The 24,501-nt window shown below is 59.5% G+C and carries 21 protein-coding genes; 9 read left to right on the forward strand and 12 right to left on the reverse strand.

The window, feature by feature from the left end; genetic code table 11:
* Positions 1-52: 52 nt before the first annotated feature.
* Both QMX98_RS08935 and QMX98_RS08940 read left to right on the forward strand, forming a co-directional pair.
* Positions 53-1,549 carry an ATP-binding protein gene (locus QMX98_RS08935; RefSeq protein WP_282410585.1) on the forward strand — a complete coding sequence of 499 codons (1,497 nt, stop codon included), beginning with the start codon at positions 53-55 and terminating at the stop codon, positions 1,547-1,549.
* A gap of 191 nt (positions 1,550-1,740) precedes the next feature.
* Positions 1,741-2,304 (forward strand): DUF4174 domain-containing protein, encoded by a 564-nt coding sequence (locus QMX98_RS08940; RefSeq protein WP_083377207.1) that lies wholly within the window; start codon positions 1,741-1,743, stop codon positions 2,302-2,304.
* Positions 2,305-2,481: 177 nt separating this feature from the next.
* On the opposite strand, the gene QMX98_RS08945 is transcribed toward QMX98_RS08940, so the two are convergent.
* From QMX98_RS08945 to QMX98_RS08955, 3 genes are all read right to left on the reverse strand, one after another.
* Positions 2,482-4,710, reverse strand: coding sequence for an autotransporter outer membrane beta-barrel domain-containing protein (locus QMX98_RS08945; RefSeq protein ID WP_282410586.1), 2,229 nt, complete (start codon positions 4,708-4,710; stop codon positions 2,482-2,484).
* A 96-nt stretch (positions 4,711-4,806) separates the two neighbouring features.
* Positions 4,807-8,382, reverse strand: a complete 3,576-nt coding sequence (locus QMX98_RS08950) for a transporter substrate-binding domain-containing protein (RefSeq protein WP_282410587.1) — start codon at positions 8,380-8,382, stop codon at positions 4,807-4,809.
* 3 nt (positions 8,383-8,385) lie between these two features.
* Positions 8,386-9,009, reverse strand: a complete 624-nt coding sequence (locus tag QMX98_RS08955) for a response regulator transcription factor (RefSeq protein ID WP_077749996.1) — start codon at positions 9,007-9,009, stop codon at positions 8,386-8,388.
* A gap of 414 nt (positions 9,010-9,423) precedes the next feature.
* Between QMX98_RS08955 and QMX98_RS08960 the strand changes: the two genes are divergently transcribed.
* Complete coding sequence (locus QMX98_RS08960; protein WP_042932867.1) at positions 9,424-9,801, forward strand: DUF6124 family protein; 378 nt, start codon at positions 9,424-9,426, stop codon at positions 9,799-9,801.
* A gap of 78 nt (positions 9,802-9,879) precedes the next feature.
* Here the strand turns inward: QMX98_RS08960 and ampC are convergent, their stop codons facing one another.
* A complete protein-coding gene (gene ampC / locus QMX98_RS08965; protein ID WP_282410588.1) occupies positions 9,880-11,046 on the reverse strand; it encodes a class C beta-lactamase in 1,167 nt (388 codons plus the stop codon).
* A 160-nt stretch (positions 11,047-11,206) separates the two neighbouring features.
* Between ampC and QMX98_RS08970 the strand changes: the two genes are divergently transcribed.
* Complete coding sequence (locus QMX98_RS08970; protein WP_010458644.1) at positions 11,207-12,085, forward strand: LysR family transcriptional regulator; 879 nt, start codon at positions 11,207-11,209, stop codon at positions 12,083-12,085.
* Positions 12,086-12,215: 130 nt separating this feature from the next.
* Here the strand turns inward: QMX98_RS08970 and gudD are convergent, their stop codons facing one another.
* Together gudD and QMX98_RS08980 are read right to left on the reverse strand one after the other, a co-directional pair.
* Positions 12,216-13,559: a glucarate dehydratase gene (gene gudD / locus QMX98_RS08975; RefSeq protein WP_282410589.1), complete on the reverse strand. Its 1,344-nt coding sequence runs from the start codon at positions 13,557-13,559 to the stop codon at positions 12,216-12,218.
* Between the two features lie 24 nt (positions 13,560-13,583).
* A complete protein-coding gene (locus QMX98_RS08980) occupies positions 13,584-14,930 on the reverse strand; it encodes an MFS transporter (RefSeq protein ID WP_077749993.1) in 1,347 nt (448 codons plus the stop codon).
* Between the two features lie 281 nt (positions 14,931-15,211).
* Here QMX98_RS08980 and QMX98_RS08985 point away from each other — a divergent pair, with 281 nt between their 5' ends.
* Positions 15,212-15,925, forward strand: coding sequence for a FadR/GntR family transcriptional regulator (locus tag QMX98_RS08985; RefSeq protein WP_010458651.1), 714 nt, complete (start codon positions 15,212-15,214; stop codon positions 15,923-15,925).
* A gap of 92 nt (positions 15,926-16,017) precedes the next feature.
* Positions 16,018-16,248, forward strand: a complete 231-nt coding sequence (locus tag QMX98_RS08990; protein ID WP_010458652.1) for a hypothetical protein — start codon at positions 16,018-16,020, stop codon at positions 16,246-16,248.
* A 31-nt stretch (positions 16,249-16,279) separates the two neighbouring features.
* Here QMX98_RS08990 and QMX98_RS08995 read toward each other — a convergent pair whose 3' ends face one another.
* Together QMX98_RS08995 and QMX98_RS09000 are read right to left on the reverse strand one after the other, a co-directional pair.
* A complete protein-coding gene (locus QMX98_RS08995; RefSeq protein WP_282410590.1) occupies positions 16,280-17,713 on the reverse strand; it encodes a hypothetical protein in 1,434 nt (477 codons plus the stop codon).
* A gap of 86 nt (positions 17,714-17,799) precedes the next feature.
* The gene (locus QMX98_RS09000) at positions 17,800-18,705 is read right to left on the reverse strand and encodes a DMT family transporter (protein WP_221108941.1); all 906 of its coding nucleotides are present in this window, start codon (positions 18,703-18,705) and stop codon (positions 17,800-17,802) included.
* Between the two features lie 96 nt (positions 18,706-18,801).
* On the opposite strand from QMX98_RS09000, the gene QMX98_RS09005 reads away from it, so the two are divergent.
* On the forward strand, positions 18,802-19,665 hold the full coding sequence (locus QMX98_RS09005) for a LysR substrate-binding domain-containing protein (protein WP_282410591.1): 864 nt from the start codon (positions 18,802-18,804) through the stop codon (positions 19,663-19,665).
* A gap of 33 nt (positions 19,666-19,698) precedes the next feature.
* Here QMX98_RS09005 and yegQ read toward each other — a convergent pair whose 3' ends face one another.
* The gene (yegQ, locus tag QMX98_RS09010; RefSeq protein ID WP_282410592.1) at positions 19,699-21,021 is read right to left on the reverse strand and encodes a tRNA 5-hydroxyuridine modification protein YegQ; all 1,323 of its coding nucleotides are present in this window, start codon (positions 21,019-21,021) and stop codon (positions 19,699-19,701) included.
* Between the two features lie 164 nt (positions 21,022-21,185).
* On the opposite strand from yegQ, the gene QMX98_RS09015 reads away from it, so the two are divergent.
* On the forward strand, positions 21,186-22,247 hold the full coding sequence (locus QMX98_RS09015) for an AI-2E family transporter (protein WP_077749986.1): 1,062 nt from the start codon (positions 21,186-21,188) through the stop codon (positions 22,245-22,247).
* On the opposite strand, the gene QMX98_RS09020 is transcribed toward QMX98_RS09015, so the two are convergent.
* From QMX98_RS09020 to QMX98_RS09030, 3 genes are all read right to left on the reverse strand, one after another.
* Positions 22,244-22,426: a hypothetical protein gene (locus tag QMX98_RS09020; protein WP_010458664.1), complete on the reverse strand. Its 183-nt coding sequence runs from the start codon at positions 22,424-22,426 to the stop codon at positions 22,244-22,246. The genes QMX98_RS09015 and QMX98_RS09020 overlap by 4 nt on opposite strands.
* Before the next feature lie 100 nt (positions 22,427-22,526).
* The gene (locus tag QMX98_RS09025) at positions 22,527-22,721 is read right to left on the reverse strand and encodes a hypothetical protein (RefSeq protein ID WP_003179723.1); all 195 of its coding nucleotides are present in this window, start codon (positions 22,719-22,721) and stop codon (positions 22,527-22,529) included.
* 235 nt (positions 22,722-22,956) lie between these two features.
* Positions 22,957-23,322, reverse strand: coding sequence for a hypothetical protein (locus QMX98_RS09030; protein ID WP_010458670.1), 366 nt, complete (start codon positions 23,320-23,322; stop codon positions 22,957-22,959).
* Positions 23,323-23,567: 245 nt separating this feature from the next.
* Between QMX98_RS09030 and QMX98_RS09035 the strand changes: the two genes are divergently transcribed.
* Positions 23,568-24,386, forward strand: a complete 819-nt coding sequence (locus QMX98_RS09035) for a shikimate 5-dehydrogenase (RefSeq protein ID WP_102599597.1) — start codon at positions 23,568-23,570, stop codon at positions 24,384-24,386.
* Positions 24,387-24,501 lie beyond the last annotated feature (115 nt).

A 24,501-nucleotide genomic window follows, 5' to 3' on the forward strand; every position in this document is an offset into this window, starting at 1 on the left:
CCACCTGCACTGATCCGATGAAAAGGCTTCGTCCAGTACTCAGGAGCCACCCATGCAGTTACTCCAGCGCCAAAAAGTACCTGCGCTGCCGCACACGGCGGCAGGAGAAGGCACGGGCTTGCGTGGCCAGTTCAATCTGCTGCGCTGGTTTTCCCTGGGCAGTTTTTTCATCATCGCCGCCGTGGCGCTGGGGCTGGGTTATATATCTACGCGCTTCGTCGTCGAGGAAAGCATCGAGCGCGATTCCATGCTGACCGCGCAATTCATTCAGGCCATTGGTGATGCCGAAATCCGCCACGCCTCGATTACCCCGAACAGAACCATGGGCGAAATGCTCGATCCTCGAGGTGACAATGCCTATTCCGACGTCGATCCGGGCTCTCGTGCGGCTGCCCGCACAGAGTTTCTCGATCATGTCGCACACTTGCCGGACACGCTGTTGGCGGTGGTGTACGCTCTGGATCGCACGGTGGTCTGGTCGACCAACCCGGAGTTGGTCGGCGTGCGCATTGAAAATGATAAGGAGCTGGACGAATCCTTTGAGATGAAGGAAACCGTGTCCACCAGCTACCACCAGATCGATGAAGAACGTCCCGAACAGATGCTGCTGCGCGAACCCAAGTACTTGTTCATCGAGAACTACATCCCGATGTTCAATGCCGACAAAAGCAAAGTGATCGCCATGGTGGAGATCTACAAAGAACCTGCGGACCTGGTGGCGCGCATCCAGCGTGGTTTCAAGTCGATCTGGCTGGCGACCCTGCTTGGTGGTGTCGTCATTTACCTCGGGCTATTCTGGATTGTCTGGCGTGCGTCCGAGCTGCTCGAGAGCCAGCAGAAACAGTTGATCGCCAACGAAACCTTCGTGGCGCTGGGTGAAATGTCCTCGGCCGTGGCCCACAGTTTGCGCAATCCGCTGGCGAACATTCGCTCGAGCGCCGAACTGGCCCAGGAAATCGCCAGCCAGAATACGCAAAAGAACATCGGCGACATCATCAATCAGGTCGATCGCATGTCGCGTTGGGTTCGTGAATTGCTGATGTCGTTGCGGCCGATGAATGACGACTATGAGGCGGTGGATCTGGTCTTGATCATTGATGACACCCTGGGTGCCTTCGACGCGCTGATCAAACGCTCCGGCGTTGAAGTCCGTTTCACACCCAAGGTCTGCCCGCCAGTGGTTAGTCAGCAGGTGTTGCTGACGCAAATTCTCAATAGCCTGATTGCCAACGCCCTGGAAGCCATGCCCAGGGGCGGCGTGCTGAGTATCGAGATTGAATCGCCGCAGACCGGCCATGTGTGCATGATCCTGAGCGATACCGGCAAGGGCATGACCAAGCAACAGCAACAAATGGTCTTCAAGCCTTTTTTTACCACCAAACAAGGCGGGTTGGGCGTAGGCCTGGCCCTGGTCAAAAGGATAATGGAACGCTTAGAGGGCTCGGTCGAGCTGACCAGCCAGGAGCAGGCAGGAACCCGCGTTTGTCTCAACTTTAAAGTGGCAACGGGGGGAGAGTACGGAGCACAGCATACCGCTGGTCGAGGATGATGGAGCGCTCATGGCGGGTTCTCACGGCGGATCAGGTGTATCGTCATAAGGGATGAGATTAGCTCAGCCTGTTGCGCAATGACCGCCCTGACCTAAGCTTTGGTCAAGGCGGAACACAATTGCGGTGCGTCACCCGGAACGATCGCCGCGATGCGCAATCATTAGAGCGTGGATATCAAAAGGAGATGCGCATGCTCATCAGGTCTTTGACCCTGACTACCTTGCTGGCTTTCGCCGGCCCCTTGCTTGCCGCCGAAGACGGCTCACCGCTGGACAATGACAAAGGCAGATCCCGGCCACTGATTGTGATTGCTTCGAGTACCGTTGACCCGGTCTGGGTGAGCCTGAAAAAGGCGATGGACGATCCGGCCAACAAGGATGGCGTCAAGCAACGCAATATCAGGGTGTACACCGTGCTGAACATGTTCGGTCAGCTCGACGGCAAGGATCTCGGCCAGCAGGACACCATGGCGCTGATCCGCTCGCTGAAACTCGGCGCGGGGGCGTTTCCCAAAGTCATCCTGGTGGGCAAGGATGGCGAGAAGAAGTTCGAGAGTTCGGGGGATGAATCGAAGTCGGTCGACTTGAAGAAGATTTTCGACACCATCGACGCCTTGCCAGCCGCCGAAAAAGAAGCCGCACCGCCGACAGTCGCAACGCCCGTCGTCGCCGAACCGGCCGCCAAAGGCGCCAAGGGTGCAAAACCGGGAAAACCGGCGAAACCGGCCAAGCCTCCTGAAATGCCTGACGATTGAATCCCTATTGACCCCGGGTGAGCAGACTCCGATTCTTGTAAACGTCGCCACCCACTGTGGGCGCGAGCGTGCTCGCGAAAGCGGTCTGACAGGCAACCTTGATGTTGGATGTGCCAGCTCCTTCGCGGGTAAGCCCGCTCCCACAGGGATGCCCTTTTGGCACAAGGGTTGGGGGCGTTACCAGTTGTAGCGATAGCCGACCGTCAGCGCCCAAGGCTGTTCGATATCGTTGCCTTTGGTGTAGCCCGCTTCGGCGAAGAAGTTGTGTTTTTCAACCGCCGTCACAGTGACGCCACCCGCTACCTCGGCTCGTGAACCCGGCAAGCGGCTGTCGAGTTTTGCCCCGTTGACGTTCACTGTGCTGTCACCTGCATGTTCGGTGATCCAGGCGGCCTTGACGTAAGGTTTCACCGCAACGCCATTGCCTGGCTGCAGATTTCGCCCGAACGCCCCGCCAACACGGCTTTGCAGCGAAACCATCGAATCCTGTTTAACGCTCAGGCCATTGCTCGCCGTGTAGCTGCCGCCACTGATGCGCGCTACCTGCAGCCCCGCTTGGGGTTCAACGAACCAGCCCTGGCTTAGGTCGATAGTCTTGCCGAGTTGAACGTCAGCACTCACGGCGTGGTTCTTGTAGCGCGCCTTGACCTTGTCGCCGAGGTTGCTGGTGATGTCGACGTCATTGTTCAGGTGGCTGTATTTCAGCGCGCCATCGACATACATCCCGCTGCGGTCCAGATAGGCGGCATAACCCCCCAGCGTCGCGCTGTCGATCGTGCCATTGCTGGCCTCGCCAAAGTGTTGCCGCGCCTGACCCTTGCCGAGCAAGCCGCCCACATACAGCGTACCGTCGGCAAAGGACAGGGCCGTGTCGGCGCCGATTTCCAGGCCGTTGACCTGTTGCTGGAACGCGCGACTGGCACCTGTGTCCAGGCGTTGTTCAGTGCCATAGCCACGGATCCACAGACCTCCCTGATCCTTACCCGAACGAAGATCGCCCAAATGCTGGGTCGTCGCATTCATCTGCGCGCCGATCAGCGCAGCGGAGGCGGCGTGGCTGGCGACCGCCGCGTTGGCGCCTTTGCTGAGAACTTTTGCCTGAGGAACAGGGTGAGTCTGGATCGGTTGCGGCGTTTGCGGTGGCGGGGCGATGATTGGCTTGTCTGGCTGTTCAGTGACGGGTGGGGTCACCGGGTTGACTGGATCGACCGTATCGATCGGATCTACGGGATCTACGGGATCTACGGGATCTACGGGATCTGCCGGATCTACCGGATCTACCGGATCTACCGGATCCAGATCAGGTGTGTTTTCGCCTGGTTTGGCCAGGAACCAATCGTCGTCGTGCTGTTGCAGGGTGTAGCGGTAGGCGCCGGCATCGACGGTCCCGCCATGGAGTTTAAAATCACCGCTGCCACCGTTGCCATCCACCAGCATCAGTTGCTGCTGCTCGCCGCTCGGCGCGTTCCCGGAGTCGGCAACCACCAGGGTGTGGCTGTCGCTGATCGGCCCTTGCACCTTGATCAGGTCGCCTTGCAGTGAGGCCAGGTCCGTGTTCATCAGGAAGCTGCCATTGCCGGTCAACGGGCCTTTAATCGTCAGCGTGTGAAAACCGTTGATGGCCGGATCGGCGAACGTGACTTGACCGGCGATATGGTTCGCGCCGCCCAGCACTGCATCACCCTTGAGTCGCAGAACACCACCCGAATTGATCGTTGTGTCACTGGCTTCGGCCAGGTCGCCGAGCACCATGAGGCCACCCTGATTGACGGTGGTGAAGTGGATATGCGGGCCAGCCCCACTATCCATCATCCCGCCCTGATTGACCACGGTGTTGATGACCGAGGCGTTCTCGCTGAGGGAAAGTTCGCCACCGTCATTGACCGTCGTGCGGTCGGCATTGCCGTTTTCGTAAACGGTCATCTGACTGTTGTTGACGAAAGTGTTCTTGGCGGTGGCATCGGTATACACCCACATAGTGCCGCCTTTGAGCTGGGTATCACTGACCACCGCGTTCTGCGCCACCTCCAGGTTGCCGTCGTTGACGATGGTGCGCAGGGCTGTGGCTGAACCGACGACGACCATGGTGCCGTTTTCAACGACGGTGCTGAATGCCGCCGCAGAGTCATAGACACTCAGCCTTCCACTGCCATCGACTGTGGTGCCGTTCGCGCGCCCGCCGTCCAGAAGTTGGATGAACCCATTGCTCACGGTGCTATCGGTCAGAGTGCCGCCCGTACCGACGTAAATCGTCGAGCCATCGTTCACCGCTACATTGGCCTGAGGCGTTGTCAGGCAGTTGAGCGAGTCGCAGCTGGCAGCAAAGGCGCCGGCAGGCGCGCAGCCCAGCATCAACAATGCCCCGGACAGGGAGACACGAGAAAACGGTACACCAAAAGTAAACATAACGATCCGCCGACTGCATGGAAATGAGCCGCGGATTCTCCGGGTGTGGGCGAGGCGGATAACGCAGCCGCTTCCTATCTTTTTGTAGGACGCGTCCTACAAAAGTCGACCGTTGAGGTGCTCCTGAAGGCTGTTTTGCAGGCGTTGCATCTGCTTGGCAAAGGCCTGATGCAGGCGACTCAAGGCGTCTAGCGGAATCGACTGGCCACACGCCTGCTCCAGTTCCTCGCAAGCGCTGATCAGCGGCGCCGCGTGGATGATCCGCGCGCTGCCGAGAATCTTGTGACTGCGCCGCCCCATGGCGCTGTAATCGCCAGCGGCATACAGCGCCTGCATGGCGTCGAAGTCTTCCTGATTAGTGCGCAGCACCGTGGCCAGCAACTGGCGAGTCATGGCCGCATCACCCGCCGTAATATCGCTGACCTTCGAGATATCGAAGCAGGGGGCCGCCGCCTGTTGCACTTGTTCGACCTGGCGAAGATAGCGCTCAAGCGCCGAGCGGGTGACGGGTTTGAACAGGCAGTCGTTCATGCCGGCATCCAGGCAGCGCTGGATTTCCTGAGGCTGAGCATTGGCCGTCAGTCCGACCACATGGGTTGCAGTTCGTCCTTCCCGGGCCTCGACCGACCTGAGTTGGCGGGTCATCTGGTCGCCGCTCATTTGTGGCATGTTGCAGTCGGTGATCACGTAGTCGAAGATTTCCCGGTCCCACACCCGCAATCCCTCGAGCCCGTTCTTGGCGCACGTCACGCGCATGCCCAGCGACTCCAGTTGACGTTGCAGCACCACGCGGTTGAACTCGTGATCTTCGACGATCAGGATATCGCGCGCCGGCAGCGGTGCCAGGTGTTCAGTGCTGTCCAAAGGCACCGGGGCGTCGTCAGGCGCCAGGTCCGCGTCGAGTTCCAGGGTAAAACGCGAGCCTTGTCCCGGCGCGCTGACGCAGCTCAGTCGCCCGCCCATCAACTGCGTCAACTGCTGACAGATCGCCAGGCCCAGCCCCGTACCGATCTGCAACTCGCTGTCGCTGGATGCGAACTGGGTATAGGGCTGGAACAGCCGCTCGCGCTGTTTATCATCCATGCCGACACCGGTGTCTTGAACACTCAGGCGCACGTGGGCGAGGTCGCCTTGCGGTTCAATCAACAGCTGCACCATCACCGAACCTTGCGGAGTGAATTTGATCGCGTTGCTGATCAGGTTGGACGCAATCTGGCGGAACCGCAGCGAGTCCAGCTCCACCGCGGTATCGAGCCCTTGGTTGATGAATTCCAGCGCGACGTTTTTCTGCTGCGCAAGGCTGGCGAAACTCTGAATCACCGTGCTGACCAATCGCTCGGGATGGCAGGTGCCGCTGCGCAGCTCGAACTTGCCGGATTCGATTTTCGACAGATCAAGAATTTCGCCGATCAGCTCCATCATGCCGCTCGCGGACTTTTGTGCGATGTCGATCAGCTGCGCGTCGGAGCGATGGTCGCGCATCAGTTCGAGCACGCCGATCAAGGCGCTCATCGGCGTGCGGATCTCATGGCTCATCACCGCGAGGAAGTGACTCTTGCCCCGGTTGGCTGCTTCTGCCAGGTCCTTGGCCTGATGCAGTGCGTGCTGCAAATGCTGCTGTTCGGTAAGGTCGATCCAGCCGCCGATCACCCCGGTCATGGTGCCGTCGGAATCGCGGTAGGGCAGTGCCCAGTGGTAAATGTGATACGTCTTGCCGTTGACGGTCATGGTGAAGTTGTCGAAGGACGGCTCGCCGCTGTCGAGCGTCGCGCGATGAATGCGCTTGTAGCTCCAGGCGTCGTCGGGGGCAAGAATGTTTGCTTCGATCAGGCCTTTGCCCTGCACCTGCTCCAGTTCGATTTCCATCACTTGCAGGTAGGCGCGGTTGCAGGTCAGCAGCAAGCCTTGGCGGTCGCGCACGTAAATCGGATGCGGCGTGCCGTCCACCAGCACTTTCATGAACTCCAGTTGGTCATTCAGGGCTTTTTGCGCTTTCTGACGTTCGGCGATTTGCCGGCGCAAGCCGCGGTTCCATGCCAGGATCGCCAGCACTACCACCAGTAGCCCCAGCACCGCTTTATAGAACCAGCTTTTGTAAGCGCTCCAGCCGCCCTGACTCTCCTGCGGGTTCTGCCAGCGGTTGGCCAGGTCGCTGAACTTCTCGGGACGGATATCGAGCAGGGCCTTGTTGAGGATCGAGACCAGTTCGGTATTCTGATGCCCGGTGGCAAAGCCGATCAGCGCGGGTTGGGAGCCGATCACCGAGTCGATTTGCAGTCGGCCACGGAAAAAACGGTCGATCAGGTACGTCGCGCCCAGTTGCGGCTGGATGACGCCCTCGACCCGGCCTTCAGCGAGCAATTCATACGTCTCGATGGGCGCGTCCACTGAGACCTGTTGAATGTCCGGCCACTCGCGTTCCAGCCAGTTGGCGGCGGCCGAGCCTTTGACGAGCGCGACTGGCCGGCCTTTCATGCCCGTCAGGCCCGAATGCTCGGGTTGCGTGCGTGTCACCAGCACAAAGGGGTTGATCACGTAGGGGCGGGAGAACATCAGGCCGGGTTCGCGGCGTTCACTGTAGGTCAGCGCGGCAATGATGCTGACCGGGTCCCGTTGTGCCCGGCTAGTCATGGCATCGACGGAAGTGATTTTGCTCGGACGGAACACCAGCCCCGTTCGGTCATTGATCAGTTCGAGCAAGTCCGCCGCCATACCGCGGAGTTGACCTTCCGCGTCGAAAAAGCTGAAGGGCGAATACAAGTCGTTGGCCAGCACATCGATCTGCGGGTGATCCTTGATCCATTGCTGTTCCACCGGCGTCAATTGCAGACGGCTGTAACCCAGCCTTGGATTGGCGCCGATGCCCCAGCGCCGGGCAATCACGCCGCGTTCCTGGGGGGAAATGTTCGCCAGGGCACTGTTGAGCAATGTGCGCAACGGCGTGTTCCCGCGCTGTACCGCAAAGCTGAAGCCCAGGCCTTCGGAGTCGCGCTGGATCGTCTGCTTCAGGCTTTGCTGATAGCTGCGCTCCACCAGGTACTGCGCGGAAATGGCGTCGGTGAGCAGCACCATTCCTTCGCCATAGGCAACCCGGCCCAAACCTTCATCGGTCGAGTGCACCGACTCGACCTGCAACTGCGGGAACAATGAGGCAACCCGTTCCCGCTGAATCCAGTCGGGATCGAACAATACGGTAGTGCCGGCCGGGGGGTGGTCTGCGGGCCAGTGCGTACCGAACTTGCTGATCAACACCGCCTGGTCGTAGGCGTAAGGTGCACTCAGCAGCAGATCGGCACGGACGGCTTCGAGGTGATTGATTCGCGGCACCAGATCGACTTCGCCCTGTTGCAGCGCGGCCAGCGCCTGTTCCTGGCTGGCATAGCGATTAACCTGCAAACGTACACCGAGCCCACGGGCCAGCACGTCGAGGTAATCGGCGGAGAGGCCTTCGTAATCCTTTTGATTGGCGGTGATATCCAGCGGCGGCCGGTCGGGCAGATACACGCCAACCCGCAGCACGGCATTTTGATGGAGCCACTGGCGTTGCGCGGCCGTGAGTGTGAGCGCGACGCTGCTGTCCGCGGCGCGGCTGAGCAATGAAAGCGGTTCTGCGCACGCGCTATAGGACAGGAGCATCAGCACGCCCAGCAGCACTCGGCGGATCGCGGTCATGAGTCAGACCAGATCATTGCGTTTGGCAAATTCGATCAGCTCCAGCAGCGTCGAGACGTTGAGCTTTTCCATCAGGCGGGTTTTATAGGTGCTGACCGTCTTGTTGCTGAGCAGCATGTCGTCGGCGATTTCCTTGTTGCTCTTGCCCAGTGCCAGACCGTGCAGCACTTTGAGTTCACGGCGGGTAACGGCGCTCAGGAGCTGCGCATCGTTGTGGGCGAAATCGCTTTTGCGCACCGAATCGAACGTGCTGACCGGAAACCACGTCTTGCCGCTGGCCACGGCTTTGAGCGCGGCGACGATTTCTGCCGGATCATCGATTTTCGACAAAAAGCCCGATGCGCCGGCCCGCAGGCACTGCGCCGCGTAGGCCTGGCTTCTCAGCCCGGTGTGCACCAGCACATGGGCCTGGCTGCCGCCGATGCGCAGCCGGTCAATGACCGCCATGCCGTCGAGTCGCGGGATGTCGAGGTCCAGCACAATGGCATCCGGCTTCAGCTCGAATGCCTTGCTGAGGGCGTCTACACCGTTGTCGCACTCACCGACAATCTCATGGCCCTCACGGGCCAGAATCATCCCGATTGCCATGCGCACCACAGCGTGATCATCGACCAACAGTACTTTCATGGGTCAGCCCTTAATGCTCTGATTCAGCATAGTCCTGTCGCAGATAAGCGGTATGGAGGGCTGATGCGTGGTGGTGGGGTGAGAAAAAAGAGGGCGATGCTACTTGGTTTGGGTGGGGTATGTAATCTTTAACGAGGGCGCCATTGTGCAGCACCACAGGTTTTGCATTGGTCGACAATCGGGTTCAAATCGATCCTCCACAGCGGCTATAAAAACCGCGTGTACCGCTGGGGGCCTGATTTCATTGGTCTCGGAAATTTCCTGCAAGTCCTATCGGACTTCATGAACTGGTTTCTGTCAGAGCGCGCCGTTAGCCTTCGTCAGCCACCGCAACCATCGCGGTCGGACGTGGGAGTCCGCAACACTGAGGGATCCAGGGACGAATTAACCAATGGCCAGAAAGGAGCCTCGTCTATGAAGAAGTTCGGCAAAAATGATCCGCAACGCCCAACCGATGCCACTCACCTGAAGCTTGTCCGGGCGGGCGACACGACCGAGCACGACACCCGCATTCGAGTGCGCAAGCCCAGACGTTCCGTCCCGATCAACCAGATCTTGTCTGTTGCCCCGGGCGTCGACACCCTCACTCTCTTGCATCAGGCCAGCGAAACCCTTGCGTCGCTGAATGCGGTGCTTGTGAATTTTGCCGTCAAGCTGGATGGCTCGAACAGGGTGATGCTGGGGGCGATTCAGCAGTTGGCGGGGATTGCAGAGTTGTTGGTGGCTCAGGCTCGGGACAATCTTGATCCGAGGAACGATGCGCCTGACGCTCCAGCGCCGACTCGGCATTGAGCCGACGTAATAACGACAATGGGCGACCCCAAAGAGGTCGCCCATTTTTATTGCCAGCATTGACCCCTGTGGCGAGGATTACTCGGTAAGGGCACTCACTATGTTGTGAGCGATCTTGATTCGCTCGGCGTTCGGGTAATTCTTGTTCGCCAGAATCACGATACCGATGTCTTCCGAAGGCACGAACGCGACATACGCGCCGAAACCACCCGTCGACCCGGTCTTGTTGAACCATGCCGCGTCTTGTGCAGGTTGTGGCGGGTTCAGCCACTGGACTTTGTGCGCCTCCATCGCCATCTCCGTCGAGTTGCCACTCAGTAACGTTTCGAGGCTGGCCGGATAGTGGTAGTGCTCCCAGCCCAAGCCTTGCGTCATCTCGCCCACGGTGTAGTAACCGCTGTGAGTGAGGGCGATCGCTTGTTGCAATGGCTTCTCCAGCGCTGCCGGTTTCAGGTTCGCTTCAACATAACGAAGCAAATCCGCCGCGCTGGTTTTCACCCCATACGCCTCCGAATCCAGCGCTCCCGGGCTCACCCGCACCGGTTTGCCATCCTTGCCGTAACCCTGGGCGTAAAGCCCCATCTGATCCTGCGGCACCTTGAGATAGGTGTGCTTGAGGCCGAGTTTGGGCAGCAGGTTTTTTTCCATCAGCTCATCGAACGGCTGGCCCATGCTTTTGGCCGCCAGATAACCGGACAGCCCAAGGCTGGGGTTCGAATACTGGCGGTGGGTGCCTGCGGCATAAACGGGCTTCCACTGTTTGAAGTAGGCGAGCATTTTGTCTGGATGATCGGCCTCGTCAGGAAACTGCAGCGGCAACCCGCCAGCGGTGTAAGTGGCGAGTTGCAACACGCTGATGGTGTCGAATGCACTGCCGCGCAGATCAGGCCACACCTGGCTGGCCCGGTCAGACAAAGACAGTTTGCCGCTCGCATGGGCGTAAGCCGTCAACGTGGTGGCAAAGGTTTTACTCACGGAGCCGATTTCGAACAGCGTGTCTTTGCTGACGGGTTTACCGTCCTCTTTCGACGCCATGCCGTAATTAAAGTAATGCTGCTGACCCTTTAAGGTGATCGCGACCGCGACGCCAGGGATATTCTGTTGTTGCATGACCGGCCCGATGGCGGCTTTCACCAGGGCGTCGAGCTGATCGTCGGATTTTGTTGCGGCCATACAGTGACTTGCGCCGAGGAACAGGGCGAAAGCGCTGAGGGACGCCAGTCTTGGCAGTTGAAATTTGAACATGATTGGAATCACTCTCCATGAGTTGCCATTACTTTAACCGCTACACTCCGTCCGGATCCAACACCGGACGGCTGATGGGCGCGCCAAATCTAGGCAGTCGGGCGAAAATCGACAAACGACGATATTTCGGGTTAGCCATTAGAAAAATTTGGGAGTGGGCATGATTCGTCCTCATCTGCCGCTGAACGCATTGCGGGCCTTCGAGGCTTCCGCACGCCATTTGAGCTTTACTCGGGCAGCGGTGGAGTTGTTCGTCACGCCGGCGGCGGTCAGCCATCAAGTCAAAAGCCTTGAAGCCCAGCTTAACGTAACGCTGTTCAAACGCTTGCCCCGCGGCCTGATGCTGACCAGTGAAGGCGAAACCTTGCTGCCGGTGTTGCGCGAGTCCTTTGACCGGATTGCCGAAACCCTTGAACGTTTCGAGGGCGGGCATTTTCGTGAAGTGTTGACCGTGGGTGCCGTGGGGACCTTTGCGGTGGGTTGGCTGTTGCCGCGACTGGCGGACTTCCAGTCGAAACATCCATTCATAGATTTGCGCCTGTCGACTAACAACAATCGGGTGGATGTGGCTGCCGAGGGCCTGGATTACGCCATCCGGTTTGGCGCCGGCGCATGGCACGGGATCGAGGCGTCAAAGCTGATCGAGGCGCCGTTGTCGGTGCTCTGCGTCCCGGAAATAGCCGGGCAGTTGCAAGAACCTGCGGACTTGCTCAAGCAGACGCTGTTGCGTTCCTATCGCACGGACGAGTGGCCCGAGTGGTTTCTGGCCGCCGGGTTACCGGCCAATACGCCGGCGCCTAGGAGCATCGTCTTCGACTCCTCGCTGGCCATGATGGAGGCGGCGCTACAAGGCGCCGGGATTGCCTTGGCGCCGCCGCTGATGTTCGCCCGGCAACTGGCGGCGGGGGCGATCGAGCAACCATTCGACATCGGTATCACCACCGGCAGCTATTGGCTCACCCGCTTGCAGTCGCGCCCTGAAACGTCGGCGATGACGATGTTCAAGGAGTGGCTGCTGCAAGCGGCCAGGACCCACTGACGAATACCATTTCCCCTGTAGGCGTAAGCCTGCTCGCGATGGCGGTGTAACAGTCAACGATGAGGTGGAATGTTGTGGCCTTATCGCGAGCAGGCTCACTCCTACAGGGGATTTTTGGTGCTGCGAGGGTTTAGCGCACCAGGCACGGCCGCTTGTTATCGAACTTCCACCCCGGAATCAGAAATTGCATCGCCACGCTGTCATTCCGGGCGCCCAGTCCCATGCCTTTGTACAACTCATGAGCCTTGGCCAGTTGATCCAGATCCAGCTCAACCCCTAACCCGGGCTTCTTCGGCACCTGCACGCACCCCCCGACGATTTGCAGCGCAGCCTTGGTCAGGCGCTGACCGTCCTGCCAGATCCAGTGGGTGTCGATGGCCGTGATTTCACCCGGCGCAGCCGCGGCGACATGGGTGAACATGGCCAGGGAAATGTCGAAGTGATTATTGGAGTGCGAACCCCAGGTCAGGCCCCATTCGTGGCACATCTGCGCCACGCGAACCGAACCCTGCATCGTCCAGAAATGCGGGTCGGCCAGCGGAATATCCACCGATTGCAACTGGATGGCGTGGCCCATTTCCCGCCAGTCGGTGGCGATCATGTTGGTCGCGGTTTTCAGGCCTGTGGCACGGCGGAACTCAGCCATGACTTCTCGACCCGAATACCCGTTTTCCGCCCCGCACGGGTCTTCGGCATAAGCGAGTACGTGATGCTGGTCGCGGCACAGTCGAATGGCTTCCTTGAGTGACCACGCACCATTCGGGTCGAGGGTAATGCGCGCATCGGGAAAGCGTTCGGCCAGCGCGGTGACGGCTTCGATTTCCGCGTCGCCGCTGAGCACGCCACCCTTGAGTTTGAAGTCCTTGAAGCCGTAACGGGCGTGCGCGGCCTCGGCCAGGCGCACCACGGCATCGGCGGTCATGGCTTTGTCGTGGCGCACGCGAAACCAGTCATTGTCGGCCTCCGGTTCGCTGCGATAGGGCAGGTCGGTTTCATTGCGGTCACCGACATAAAACAGATAACCGAGCATCTTCACTTCGTCACGTTGCTGGCCTTCACCGAGCAGGGCCGCAACCGGCACGTCCAGATGCTGGCCGAGCAAGTCGAGGAGGGCGGCTTCCAGGCCCGTGACCGCATGAATGGTGATGCGCAGGTCAAACGTCTGCAAACCGCGACCGCCAGCATCACGGTCAGCAAAGGTCTGGCGCACCTGATTGAGGATCTTCTGATACGTGCCGATCGGACTGCCGACCACCAGCGAACGTGCATCTTCCAGCGTCTGGCGAATGCGCTCGCCCCCCGGCACTTCGCCGACCCCGGTGTGCCCGGCGTTGTCCTTGAGAATCACGATATTGCGGGTGAAAAACGGGCCGTGGGCGCCGCTCAGATTGAGCAACATGCCGTCATGACCGGCCACCGGCACCACTTGCATGCTGGTGATGATCGGGGCTTTGGCGGTGTCTTGTGGGTTCATAGTCTTGTCCTTCAACACAGAGATTCAGGCGTGATTGGGCGCTGGTTTGCCCAAGGCAACGGCGGGTGCGGTTTTCGGTGTGTTGCGCGCGGCGAAGACGATGATCGCGGCGATGATCGATGTCGCGGCCAGGCCATACAGCCCGCCCTGAATCGACCCGGTATGTTCTTCCAGCAGACCGAACGTGGTCGGTGCCACGAAGCCGCCAAGGTTGCCCACCGAGTTGATCAGCGCGATGACGCCCGCCGCGATTCGCGCATCCAGATAAGCCTGAGGAATCGGCCAGAACAGCGACGAGGCCGACTTGAAGCCCAGCGCCGCGAAGCAGATCGCCACGAAGGCAAAGATCGGCCCGCCCGTGGTCGACATGAACATCCCGGCTGCCGCGATCAGCAGGGCGGCGGCGACCCAGGCCTGCTGGTGTTTCCATTTCGCCGACAGCGAAGCGAAGGCGTACATGCCGACGATCGACAGCAACCAAGGGATCGAGTTGAAGAGCCCGACCTGAATGTCGCTGAGGTCGCCCATCTTTTTGATGATGCTCGGCAGCCAGAAGGTCGCGGCATAAATGGTCAATTGGATGAAGAAGTAGATCAGGCAGAACAGGATGATCTGGCGATCTTTGAGCAACGTGCCCAACGACGGCTTGATCGGTGTCGCCGCTTCCCGGGCCAGTTGTTCGTCATCGATGGCCTTGACCAGCGCATCTTGCTCGGCGCGGGTCAGCCATTTGGCGTCGTGGGGTTTGGAGTCCAGCCAGAACCACACAAATACGCACAGCCCGACTGAAAACATCCCCTCGATGAAATACATCCACTGCCAGCCATGCATCCCGAATCCGCTGATCTGCAACAGCAAACCGGACAGCGGGCCGGAGATCAGCGAGGCAATGGCCGAGCCGCTGAGGAAAATGGCAATCGCTTTGCCACGCTCGACGCCAGGCAACCAGCGCGTGAAGTAATAGATCACCCCGGGAAAGAACCCGGCTTCAGCCACGCCCAGCAGGAACCGCAGGATGTAGAAGTGGGTTTCGTTCTGGATGAAGGCCATGCCGGCGGCGACCAGGCCCCAGGTCAGCATGATGCGGGTCAGCCAGATGCGGGCACCGACTTTTTGCAGAAGCATGTTGGAGGGGACTTCGAACAGCGCATAGCCGATGAAGAACAGGCCGGCGCCGAGGCCGTAGGCGGCAGCTCCGATGCCCAGGTCCTGCTCCATGTGGGCGCGGACGAAGCCGATGTTCACGCGGTCTATGTAATTGACGATGAACATGATGACGAAGAGCGGTAGGACATGGCGTTTCACTTTCGAGATGGCGGACTTCAGGACCGAATCGGCGCCCTCGTGCATCCCGTATATGGAGGTATTCACTTGGTTTTCTCCCACTGATTATTTTTATGCGGGGTGTGGCTGGATGTTGCTGTGTTGATAGACATCATACAACTACATTTTTTTGTCCTGCAAGCAGTCTGACCTAATAAAATGGCGTTTATTTTCGCTGAATTAACTTTTTTGCTGGTGGATGGCACCTTAAATAACGGTCGTTTTTAGCCGATTGTTGAGTGTTGTCATACAAGTTGGTCATGGTTTTCTTGGGATTCCAGCTGAGCGCAGTGCTACGATTCCGTTAGCCCTGCTTCCGGATGATCGCCATGCAAGAAGACCTCGACGCGCCTGCCCGCAAGCGCACCCACAACCTGGCCCATGACCTGGTGGCCAAACTGAGCCAGAGCATCTTGCTCGGGCAGATGTTGCCGGGAGACAAGCTGCCGTCGGAGAACACGATTGTTCAGGAGCACGGGGTCAGCCGCACCGTGGTGCGTGAGGCGATCTCGAAGTTGCAGGCCTCAGGCCTGGTGGAAACCCGTCACGGCATCGGCACCTTCGTGCTGGAGCGCGCACCGGAGCAGGGGCTGCGATTGAATGTCGATACCGCGCTGGGAGTGCGCAGCATTTTGGAGTTGCGCATGGGCCTGGAAACCCAGGCTGCCGCGCTGGCGGCGAGTCGTCGCACCGATCAGCAGTTGATGCAGATGCGCGAAGCGCTCGACGACTATCAGAGCCTGCTCGCCAACAACGACAGCTGCGTCGAGGCCGACAAGCGCTTCCACCTGCTGATCGCCGAAGCCACCGGCAATGTGTGCTTCACCGAAATCATGCAGCACCTGGGCAGCGCCATGATTCCCCGGACCCGAGTCAATGCCGCCGAACGTGGCGCGGCGGATTTGAGCAAACTCGGGCAACTGGCCAACCTCGAGCACGAGGCAATTCTCAACGCGATCAAACGCCAGGACCCGGACGCTGCGCGGGCCGCCATGTGGCTGCACCTGACCAACAGCCGCGACCGTTTTTCGGCCGGTGCCTGACAACCGTTTGTCCAGTTGATAGCACGCTATTCCCGCACCCGCTTCCAACCAGTACGGCCCGGATTTTCTGGACCTCATCAGTGAGGTGCGTCATGGCAAACGACTCAATGCTCCAGGGTGGAACACCCAATACCGACCCCACCAGACCCATGCCCGGCACTGACGAGCCGACGCTGGATGACGATGCTCCGCCTGGTAGGGACCCTTCACTGGACCCGGCGGCCGCAGACGCCGATCGACCTGAAGACTGGAAGGATCCGGCCGCTGACGAGGACGTACCGCCGGCGGATGAGCCAACCCCTTTATCCGATGACAGGCGATAAACAGAACCCGGCCACTGTGCCGGGTTTTTCTTTACTGTTCGACCTTGACCAGCCTGACTCGACTCTCGGTGCCCCCTAACGTGGACGAGGACACAAAGAAGTAAGCGTAGTCTTCAAGGTAGAAAATCTTGCTGTCACGTTTGAGCTTCTGGCCAAGGGCAAACTGACAGCGCAGTTCTTTGGCGGGGCCTTCCAGTTCGCTGTTGACCTGGGCTGCGTCGAGCACACGCTGCACGGTGCACTGCACACTTTCCCGTTTCATTGTTTCGCCGTCGAGGGTGCTTCGTTCCCGTTTGCTGGCACGCATTTCCAGTGACGCACCCACCGGCATGCGTTGCCAATCGCCGGTGAAACTCAATTGCTGAGTGTCGGTGACGGTGGATAACGGTGGTCTGTTTCGCTTGCTCTCTGTCAGCGAGTATTGTTCTGCCAGTGGCAACAAGCCTCTGAAACTGACGATGTACCGGCCGACGGGAGCCTGTTCCCGGCGCTCGCGCAATTGTCCGCTCTGAGCGTCGGTGTCGAACACCAGCGCATTTTCCGTGCTTGAGTTTGAAAAATAAAAGTGCGTGTTATTGATCTTCGACACCGTGCGCTTGAGTGTCCGGGTGGGCGGCGCAAGCTTTAAATCGGTGATGGCCTTCAATACCGAAGCGGACACAGGTTCTATCTGGTAGCTCAGCGGAAATTTGGCGCGGGCGACATACGCAGGCAGTGTCGATCGCGGCGGGGGTGCGGTGCACGCAGCGCTCAGCAAGGTCTGGGTGTCCGCGCTGCCTTGGGCGAAGGCCTGCGACGGGTTGTTCAGTACCCCGCCCATGGACACCCGATCATTCGGGCCAAGCTGGAATGAGCTCAACACTCGATAGGTCTTGCGTGCGCAATCGACTTCGTAGCGCTCGCGAGTCTGTCCGAACAGTTGCAGGTTGGGCTTGTCGGTGAGGAGCACGGGTTCGTCGAATCCGCCCCAGAACCGCCTGACGTTGCCCTCGATTTTCAGGCTGTTGACGTCGATCATCACCCAGCGAGCGGCTTCAGTGCGATGGACAATGCGCCAGTCCGACGCTGCGGTGCGCGTACAGGCTTCGCTGAAGTGCGGCTTGCTGGCCAGTTCGGTTGCCAGTTCCTTGGGAATCAGTACGGTCAGCGGTGTGTGTTGGTGGCTGCCATCCGTCGTCGCGATGGGGAAGTTGTCGAGGAACAGTAGTTTGACATCGGGCACCTTGCAGTCCGCTTGCAGCTGTACAACGCTCGGTAAACCATCGCGAGTGTAAGCCGGTGTGTGGACCTGAAAGCTGAGGGTATCGCCGTTACGCATCACCGAGTTTTCCAGTGGCGTTTTCTTGAACACTTCTTGCACCGTCAGTACCGGCTGCCGGTAGGGAGGTGTGGCGGGAGTCGCGGGTGGCGGGCTGGCGCAACCGGACAATATCCCTAGCACACAGGCAGCAGCGAAACGGTTCATAAGCATTTCCAGGCGATGGCGTCACGTTCATGTGAACAGAGGACGTCGGCATCGCCAGGCGATTCTTTAATTCGCATGGCGTGCAGTCATGGCCGGGCTGGCGGCGCCGCGATGACGGCGGAGCGCCGCTCCAGATTCAACGCCAGCACGCTGATCAGCACCACCATCGCACCTATCCCGACCATCAACGTTGGCTGCTCGCCCAAGGCAAACGCTGCAATCGCCATGGCGGTGGGCGGAATCAGATACAGCGTCATGGTCGCGCGACTCAAATCGATGTGGGCCAGTACAAATGCCCAGGCCAGGTAGGCGAGGGCGCTGGGAAACACGCCCAAGGCAACCACGGTCATTTGCACCTGCATCGGCGCGCTGGCGACTTTGCCGGCCAGCCCCGGCAGGTAAATCAGCAACAGCGCCGTGCCCGACCAGACCGTGTAGCAGACCAGCGTCAACCCGTCGTAGCGAGCGCAATGATGCTTTTGCAAGGCGAAGTAGAAACTCCACGACACCGCCGCCAGCAAGATCAGCAACCCGTGCGCATCCATGCTGCCCAGCCCTCGATCACCGGCCACCACAATCACCACGCCGATCAATCCCAACAAGACACACCCCCAGCGCCAGGCGCTGACCCGGTCCTTGAACACGAAACGCGCCAGCAAGGTACTGAACAACGGGGTCGATTGCGCCAGCACACTGGAGGCGCCGGCGCTGACATTTTGCTGGCCGATATTCAAGGCGACGTGGTGAAGGCTCACGGCAAAAAAACCAAGGACGAACAGTAACGGCAGATCGCCAAGCTTCGGCAGACTGATGCCTTTGAATGCGGCGACGACCGCCATGAACACCGAAGCGATCAGAAAGCGCAGCAGCGCCAAGTGGCCGGGGTCGTAGGCCTGCAAGCCGATGTGGATGCCGGTCGGTGAGAAGCCCCAGCAGGCGACGACAAACGCCATGGCCAAGAGAATTTTCAGGGTGTGCGTGGAGGGCTTCATGGTCGATTACCGGTGGGTTGATGCACCGAGTATCAGAAGTCTGATCATTCGCAACAACTGACTTATACTGCAACAACTGTTCACTTTGGGTGATGTATGGAATTGGCGCAAATTCGCATGTTCAAGACCGTTGCCGAGGTCGGCAGCATCGCCCGGGCGGCGGAGCTGTTGCATTGCGTGCCGTCGAACATCACGGCACGCATCAAGTCGCTGGAAGCCGAGTTGGGGGTGGCGCTGTTTCTACGCGAGGGCCGAGGCTTGCGTATCAGCCCGGCGGGCCAGACGTTTCTGTCATACGCCTCGAAAATTCTGGCGCTGACTGTTGAAGCCAAACGGGCGGTGGACCCTTCGGCCGAACCGTCCGGCCCGCTACGCATCGGCGCCATCGAATCCTCGGCCACCGGTCGCCTGCCGCGTCTGCTGGCCCAGTTTCACAAGCGATATCCTGGCGTCGCGTTGGAACTGACCACCGGAACCTGGAGCCAACTGCTCGATGACACCCTCAATCATCGGCTCGACGGCGCGATCGTCGCGGTGGATGTCGAGCGCTCGCTGCTCAAGCGCACGCCGATGTACCGCGAAGAGCTGCTGCTTATAGCCTCGACATCCCTGGGACCGGTGCGCGATATCGCCGACTTGCAGGACAAGACCGTATTCATGTGGCCGCAAGGCTGTCCTTACCGGGCGGCGCTGGAGCACTGGTTGTTGCGGCAGGGGCAGGCGCTGCCGATTGTCAGTCTGGCCAGTTATGGCGCGATAGTCGGGTGTGTCAGCGCCGGGGCCGGCGTCGCGCTGGTGCCCAAAGGGGTGTTTGACCAGTACGCCAAAGGGGCGGGGTGCGCGGGGTTTGAGTTCCCTGAGCTGACGGCGATCGACAACCTGTTTTACTGGCATGAAAACGCCGGGGTTCACCCGGCGCGGGAAGCGTTTGTGGCGATGTTGCGTGAGGAGTTTGCGTAGGCGCGGGCGCAGACGGCGATCTTTGGTACGGATCTACACGCCCACATCCCGCATCAACAACCCGAACTTCAAATCCACCGCATCCGGAATCGGCACATACACCGTATGCCCATCCCCCGGCGCCACTTCGATCGCTTCACCTTTGATGTTCTGCAACTGATGCAGATCGAAGTGGAAATTACCCTGGGGTGTCATCAGCTCCATGTGATCGCCCAGGCTGAACCGGTTCTTGACCTTTACCTGCGCCAGGCGATCACGGCGCTCGCCGGTCAACTCGCCGACAAACTGCTGGCGCTCTGAAACCGAGCTGCCGTGCTGATAGTTCTGGTATTCGTCATGCACATGCCGACGCAGGAAGCCTTCGGTGTAGCCACGCTGGGCCAGGGACTCCAGATCCGTCATCAAGCTGCGATCGAACTCGCGACCGGCCACGGCATCATCAATCGCCCGGCGATAGACCTGCGTGGTGCGTGCGCAATAGAAGTGCGATTTGGTCCGGTCTTCGATCTTCAGCGAGTGCACGCCAATCTGCGTCAGCCGCCCGACATGCTGAACGGCGCGCAGGTCCTTGGCGTTCATGATGTAGGTGCCGTGCTCGTCCTCGAAGGCCGGCATCAATTCGTCAGGGCGATTGGCTTCCTGCAACAGGAACACCTGATCGGTCGGCGCGCCGATGCCCAGGGTCGGCTCGGGCTGGAATTGCTGAACGATTTCACCGAGCTGATTTTCCGTGGCTTGCGTCGCCGAATACTTCCAGCGACAGGCGTTAGTGCAACTGCCCTGATTGGCGTCGCGCTTGTTCATGTAGCCCGATAACAGGCAGCGGCCGGAATAGGCCATGCACAGCGCGCCATGGACAAAGACCTCCAGCTCCATCGCCGGGACGTGCTGGCGGATCTCGGCGATTTCTTCCAGCGACAGTTCCCGGGACAGGATGATCCGGCTCAAGCCCTGTTGCTGCCAGAACTCGACACTGGCCCAGTTCACCGTGTTGGCTTGTACCGACAGGTGAATCGGCATCTGCGGGAAGTGTCGGCGTACCAGCATGATCAGGCCCGGGTCGGACATGATCAGCGCGTCCGGGGCCATGGCAATCACGGGGGCCAGGTCGTTGAGGAAGGTCTTGAGCTTGGCGTTGTGCGGCGCAATGTTCACCACTACATAGAAGCGCTTGCCTTGGGCCTGTGCCTCTTTGATGCCGAGCGCGAGATTGGCGTGGTCAAATTCGTTGTTGCGCACCCGCAGGCTGTAACGCGGCTGGCCGGCGTAGACCGCATCGGCACCGTAGGCGAAGGCGTATCGCATGTTTTTCAAGGTGCCGGCGGGAGCGAGCAGTTCTGGGGCAAGGAGCGTCATGGCAGTGTCGATCGCAAAAGTCCGCGAGGGTAATCGCCTTGCCCGCGAGGTTCATTGATCTGGATCTATGCTTGATGAACAAACGGATAGCACTCGCGCGAACCGTGGCGGACTAAGCATCAGCACGGCTCTTCAATACGAGAGCGCACTGACATGGATCGGACATGAACGAACAGACGGTACACAACAAATCGCTGGTGATCTTGCTCGGGGTGGTCACCGCCGCCTTTATCTGGATTTTGCTGCCGTTCTACGGCGCGGTGTTCTGGGCGGTGATCCTCGGGATTCTGTTCGCGCCGCTGCAACGCCGGATACAACTGAAGTTCAGCTGGCCGCGCAACCTGACGTCGTTGCTCACCCTGAGCATCTGCCTGGTGATCGCGATCCTGCCGGTGATTATCCTCAGCATCTTGCTGGTTCAGGAAGGGGCTGCGCTGTACAAGAGCATCGAAAGCGGCGAGCTGGACATCGCGGGGTATGTGACGCATTTCAAACACAGCCTGCCGCCGTACTTCCAGCATTTGCTGGATCGGGCCGGGCTCGGCGAGCTGGACGGGCTGCGGGAGAAAATCATCAAGAGTGCGGTGACGGGCAATGAGTTTGTCGCCACGCAAGTCTTCAGTTTCGGTCAGGGCACGTTCGATTTTGTGGTGGGTTTTTTCATCATGCTCTACCTGCTGTTCTTCTTCCTGCGAGACGGTGCGGAACTGGCGCGTAAAGTTCGCTCCGCCGTCCCGTTGCAGGAGCACCAGAAACGCCGTTTGCAGCTGAAGTTCAACCGTGTGGTGCGGGCGACCGTAAAGGGCAACCTGCTGGTGGCGATTACGCAGGGCGCATTGGGCGGTTTGATTTTCTGGTTTCTGGACATCCCGAGCGCGTTGCTCTGGGCGGTATTGATGGCGTTTCTATCGCTGTTGCCAGCCGTGGGGGCGGGGATTGTCTGGGCACCGGTAGCGGCGTTCTTCCTGTTCACCGGGGCGATCTGGCAAGGGGTGGTGCTGGGGTTGTTCGGGGTTTTTGTGATCGGCCTGGTGGATAACGTGCTGCGCCCGATCCTGGTGGGCAAGGACACGAAGATGCCGGACTATCTGATCCTCATCTCGACCCTCGGCGGTCTGGCCATTTTCGGCCTGAACGGCTTTGTCATCGGGCCGCTGATTGCAGCGCTGTTCATGTCGAGCTGGGCGATCTTCATCGAAACCAAACCAAGGGTGCAGCTGCCTTAAGCGCTGAGCTGCCCCTGGCCGATTTGTTGCGACAGTGCCTTGGCGGCCGGCAGCGAAGTGAGCGGTCCGCTGATCGGTTCGCCGTCCTGCACCAGATACCAACAGGCGAGCAATCCTAGCTCTCTGAGCGGTGCGGGAACGGCGCTGCCAATTACGGACATGATCTGAACCTGGGACATAAATACCTCCATCAATCGATGGAGCTACCTTACGGACCTGCCTCGCGAACGGACAATCAACGCTTTCGATAGTCGTCATTGACGCCAATGAGTTTTCAGCTCAGTCGACCACCAGGTCAAGCATATGGACCACTTCCTGCTCGTTGAGCAGGCCTTTGCGCACCAGGTTTTCGGCCAGCAGCGAAAGAAACTTGGCGCTGCGATGGCCTTCCAGGTGCTTGAGTTCGGTCAAAGCGTTGTACACCTTGCTGGAAGTGCACAAGCCGACAATGCGGTGCGGGTTTTGCGTGGGCATGAGGTCGTCCTTGTTTTTATCAACCTGTTGTTTACGTACAGATCCAAGCTTGCGGAGCTGACATGACATAAATATGACCGTTTTTCCCAAGTCGGGGGAAGGGCGGTCGAGTCAATCTTGCCAACTTGAACCGTCCACACTGTCTCCACAGCGACATTGGCGCGATTTTTCCAGACCTTCGCCGACGAACGGTCACAAAAAAGCCACGCTGATTAGGCGCGGCCTGATGAGTCTGTTACCAGCGGCCATAACCGTGGGGATGGCCGTAGTAACCGCGCGGTGGACCGTAATAACCACGGGGCGGGCCGTAGTAAACCGGCGGTGGTGCGTAGTAGACCGGTTGCTGCACGTAGACCGGCGCAGGCTGGTAATAAACCGGTGGTGGCTGTTGTATATAAACCGGCTGAGGCTGGGCGTAGACCGGTTGCTGTACATACACCGGTCGGTTGCTGTTGATGATGGCCGAGCCGACGATTGCCGAACCAACGATCGCGCCAAATACCGCTGGACCCTGCCAACCGTGACCGCCGCCAGCCTCTGCCTGCCCTGTGATAGCAAGAGCACCGAGCAGCAAGGCAACTGTGGGGATTTTACGGATCATGATAATTCCTCGGTTCTTCGACCCGGCGCTTGCGTCTGCAATAGACCCAAGGATCGTCGCGGGGATACCTCTAAGACAGCGTTTTTTTGAAAATCAGCACAGCCGTTGGGTAAATTTTGTGTAAGGTCTGTACCGGCTTCTTTACGGCCGCTGCCACCCTGCGCGGGCACGCCGTTATGATCGATCAGAATTCGATGGAAGGGCTCATCCCGTCCATCTGAAAGTGCTTATGAAGGAGATATTTCATGCAGATGAACCCCAACCGAGACACCCAGCTGTGCATGTCGCTTTCCGGGCGTCCCGGCAATTTCGGCCTGCGGTTTCACAATCATCTGTATGAACAGTTGGGCCTGAATTTTTACTATAAGGCGTTCAGCAGTCAGGATCTGCCGGGTGCTGTTGGCGGCATTCGTGCGCTGGGTATTCGTGGCTGCGGCGTGTCGATGCCGTTCAAGGAGGCCTGCATTGCGCTGGTCGATGAGCTGGACGCGTCCGCAGCGGCCATTCAATCGATCAATACCATCGTCAACACCCATGGCCATCTCAAAGCCTACAACACCGATTACATCGCCATCGCCCAGCTGCTTGAAACCCATCAGGTGCCGAAGGAATCGACCTTTGCCCTGCGCGGCAGCGGCGGCATGGCCAAAGCCGTGGCCAGTGCCTTGCGTGATGGCGGCTATCAAAACGGCGTGATCGTGGCCCGTAACGAACAGGCCGGGCGGGCGTTGGCTGAATCACTGGGCTATCAGTGGCAGGTGGAACTGGGCTCTCAGCGTCCGCAGATGTTGATCAACGTCACGCCGATCGGCATGAGCGGCGGTCCCGAGGCCGATCAACTGGCGTTCGACGCTGAAACCATCGCGGCTGCCGAAACTGTCTTCGATGTGGTGGCGATTCCCTCGGAAACACCGCTGATCGTGCGCGGTCGCGCCGAGGGCAAGCGCGTCATTACCGGGTTGGAAGTGATCGCGATCCAGGCGCTGGAGCAGTTTGTCCTGTACACCGGCGTGCGGCCGACGGATGAGCAGTTCAAGAAAGCGGTGGAGTTTGCTCGCGGTTGATCCTTCAGATTATTGGTTGGCTGTACCGGCCTCATCGCGAGCAGGCTCGCTCCCACAATGGATTGGCGTCGTACACATTTTTTGTGTCCGACAGAAAACCCTGTGGGAGCGAGCC

Source organism: Pseudomonas sp. PS02303, from assembly GCF_029959925.1.
Taxonomy (GTDB): Bacteria; Pseudomonadota; Gammaproteobacteria; order Pseudomonadales; family Pseudomonadaceae; genus Aquipseudomonas; species Aquipseudomonas mandelii.

What these genes read in the sequence shown, in the direction of transcription:
- QMX98_RS08935 (WP_282410585.1), top strand. Translation starts at nt 53, where the DNA reads ATGCAGTTACTCCAGCGCCAAAAAGTACCTGCGCTGCCGCACACGGCG.
- QMX98_RS08940 (WP_083377207.1), top strand. Translation starts at nt 1,741, where the DNA reads ATGCTCATCAGGTCTTTGACCCTGACTACCTTGCTGGCTTTCGCCGGC.
- QMX98_RS08945 (WP_282410586.1), bottom strand. Translation starts at nt 4,710, where the DNA reads ATGTTTACTTTTGGTGTACCGTTTTCTCGTGTCTCCCTGTCCGGGGCA.
- QMX98_RS08950 (WP_282410587.1), bottom strand. Translation starts at nt 8,382, where the DNA reads ATGACCGCGATCCGCCGAGTGCTGCTGGGCGTGCTGATGCTCCTGTCC.
- QMX98_RS08955 (WP_077749996.1), bottom strand. Translation starts at nt 9,009, where the DNA reads ATGAAAGTACTGTTGGTCGATGATCACGCTGTGGTGCGCATGGCAATC.
- QMX98_RS08960 (WP_042932867.1), top strand. Translation starts at nt 9,424, where the DNA reads ATGAAGAAGTTCGGCAAAAATGATCCGCAACGCCCAACCGATGCCACT.
- ampC (WP_282410588.1), bottom strand. Translation starts at nt 11,046, where the DNA reads ATGTTCAAATTTCAACTGCCAAGACTGGCGTCCCTCAGCGCTTTCGCC.
- QMX98_RS08970 (WP_010458644.1), top strand. Translation starts at nt 11,207, where the DNA reads ATGATTCGTCCTCATCTGCCGCTGAACGCATTGCGGGCCTTCGAGGCT.
- gudD (WP_282410589.1), bottom strand. Translation starts at nt 13,559, where the DNA reads ATGAACCCACAAGACACCGCCAAAGCCCCGATCATCACCAGCATGCAA.
- QMX98_RS08985 (WP_010458651.1), top strand. Translation starts at nt 15,212, where the DNA reads ATGCAAGAAGACCTCGACGCGCCTGCCCGCAAGCGCACCCACAACCTG.
- QMX98_RS08990 (WP_010458652.1), top strand. Translation starts at nt 16,018, where the DNA reads ATGGCAAACGACTCAATGCTCCAGGGTGGAACACCCAATACCGACCCC.
- QMX98_RS08995 (WP_282410590.1), bottom strand. Translation starts at nt 17,713, where the DNA reads ATGAACCGTTTCGCTGCTGCCTGTGTGCTAGGGATATTGTCCGGTTGC.
- QMX98_RS09000 (WP_221108941.1), bottom strand. Translation starts at nt 18,705, where the DNA reads ATGAAGCCCTCCACGCACACCCTGAAAATTCTCTTGGCCATGGCGTTT.
- QMX98_RS09005 (WP_282410591.1), top strand. Translation starts at nt 18,802, where the DNA reads ATGGAATTGGCGCAAATTCGCATGTTCAAGACCGTTGCCGAGGTCGGC.
- yegQ (WP_282410592.1), bottom strand. Translation starts at nt 21,021, where the DNA reads ATGACGCTCCTTGCCCCAGAACTGCTCGCTCCCGCCGGCACCTTGAAA.
- QMX98_RS09015 (WP_077749986.1), top strand. Translation starts at nt 21,186, where the DNA reads ATGAACGAACAGACGGTACACAACAAATCGCTGGTGATCTTGCTCGGG.
- QMX98_RS09020 (WP_010458664.1), bottom strand. Translation starts at nt 22,426, where the DNA reads ATGTCCCAGGTTCAGATCATGTCCGTAATTGGCAGCGCCGTTCCCGCA.
- QMX98_RS09025 (WP_003179723.1), bottom strand. Translation starts at nt 22,721, where the DNA reads ATGCCCACGCAAAACCCGCACCGCATTGTCGGCTTGTGCACTTCCAGC.
- QMX98_RS09030 (WP_010458670.1), bottom strand. Translation starts at nt 23,322, where the DNA reads ATGATCCGTAAAATCCCCACAGTTGCCTTGCTGCTCGGTGCTCTTGCT.
- QMX98_RS09035 (WP_102599597.1), top strand. Translation starts at nt 23,568, where the DNA reads ATGCAGATGAACCCCAACCGAGACACCCAGCTGTGCATGTCGCTTTCC.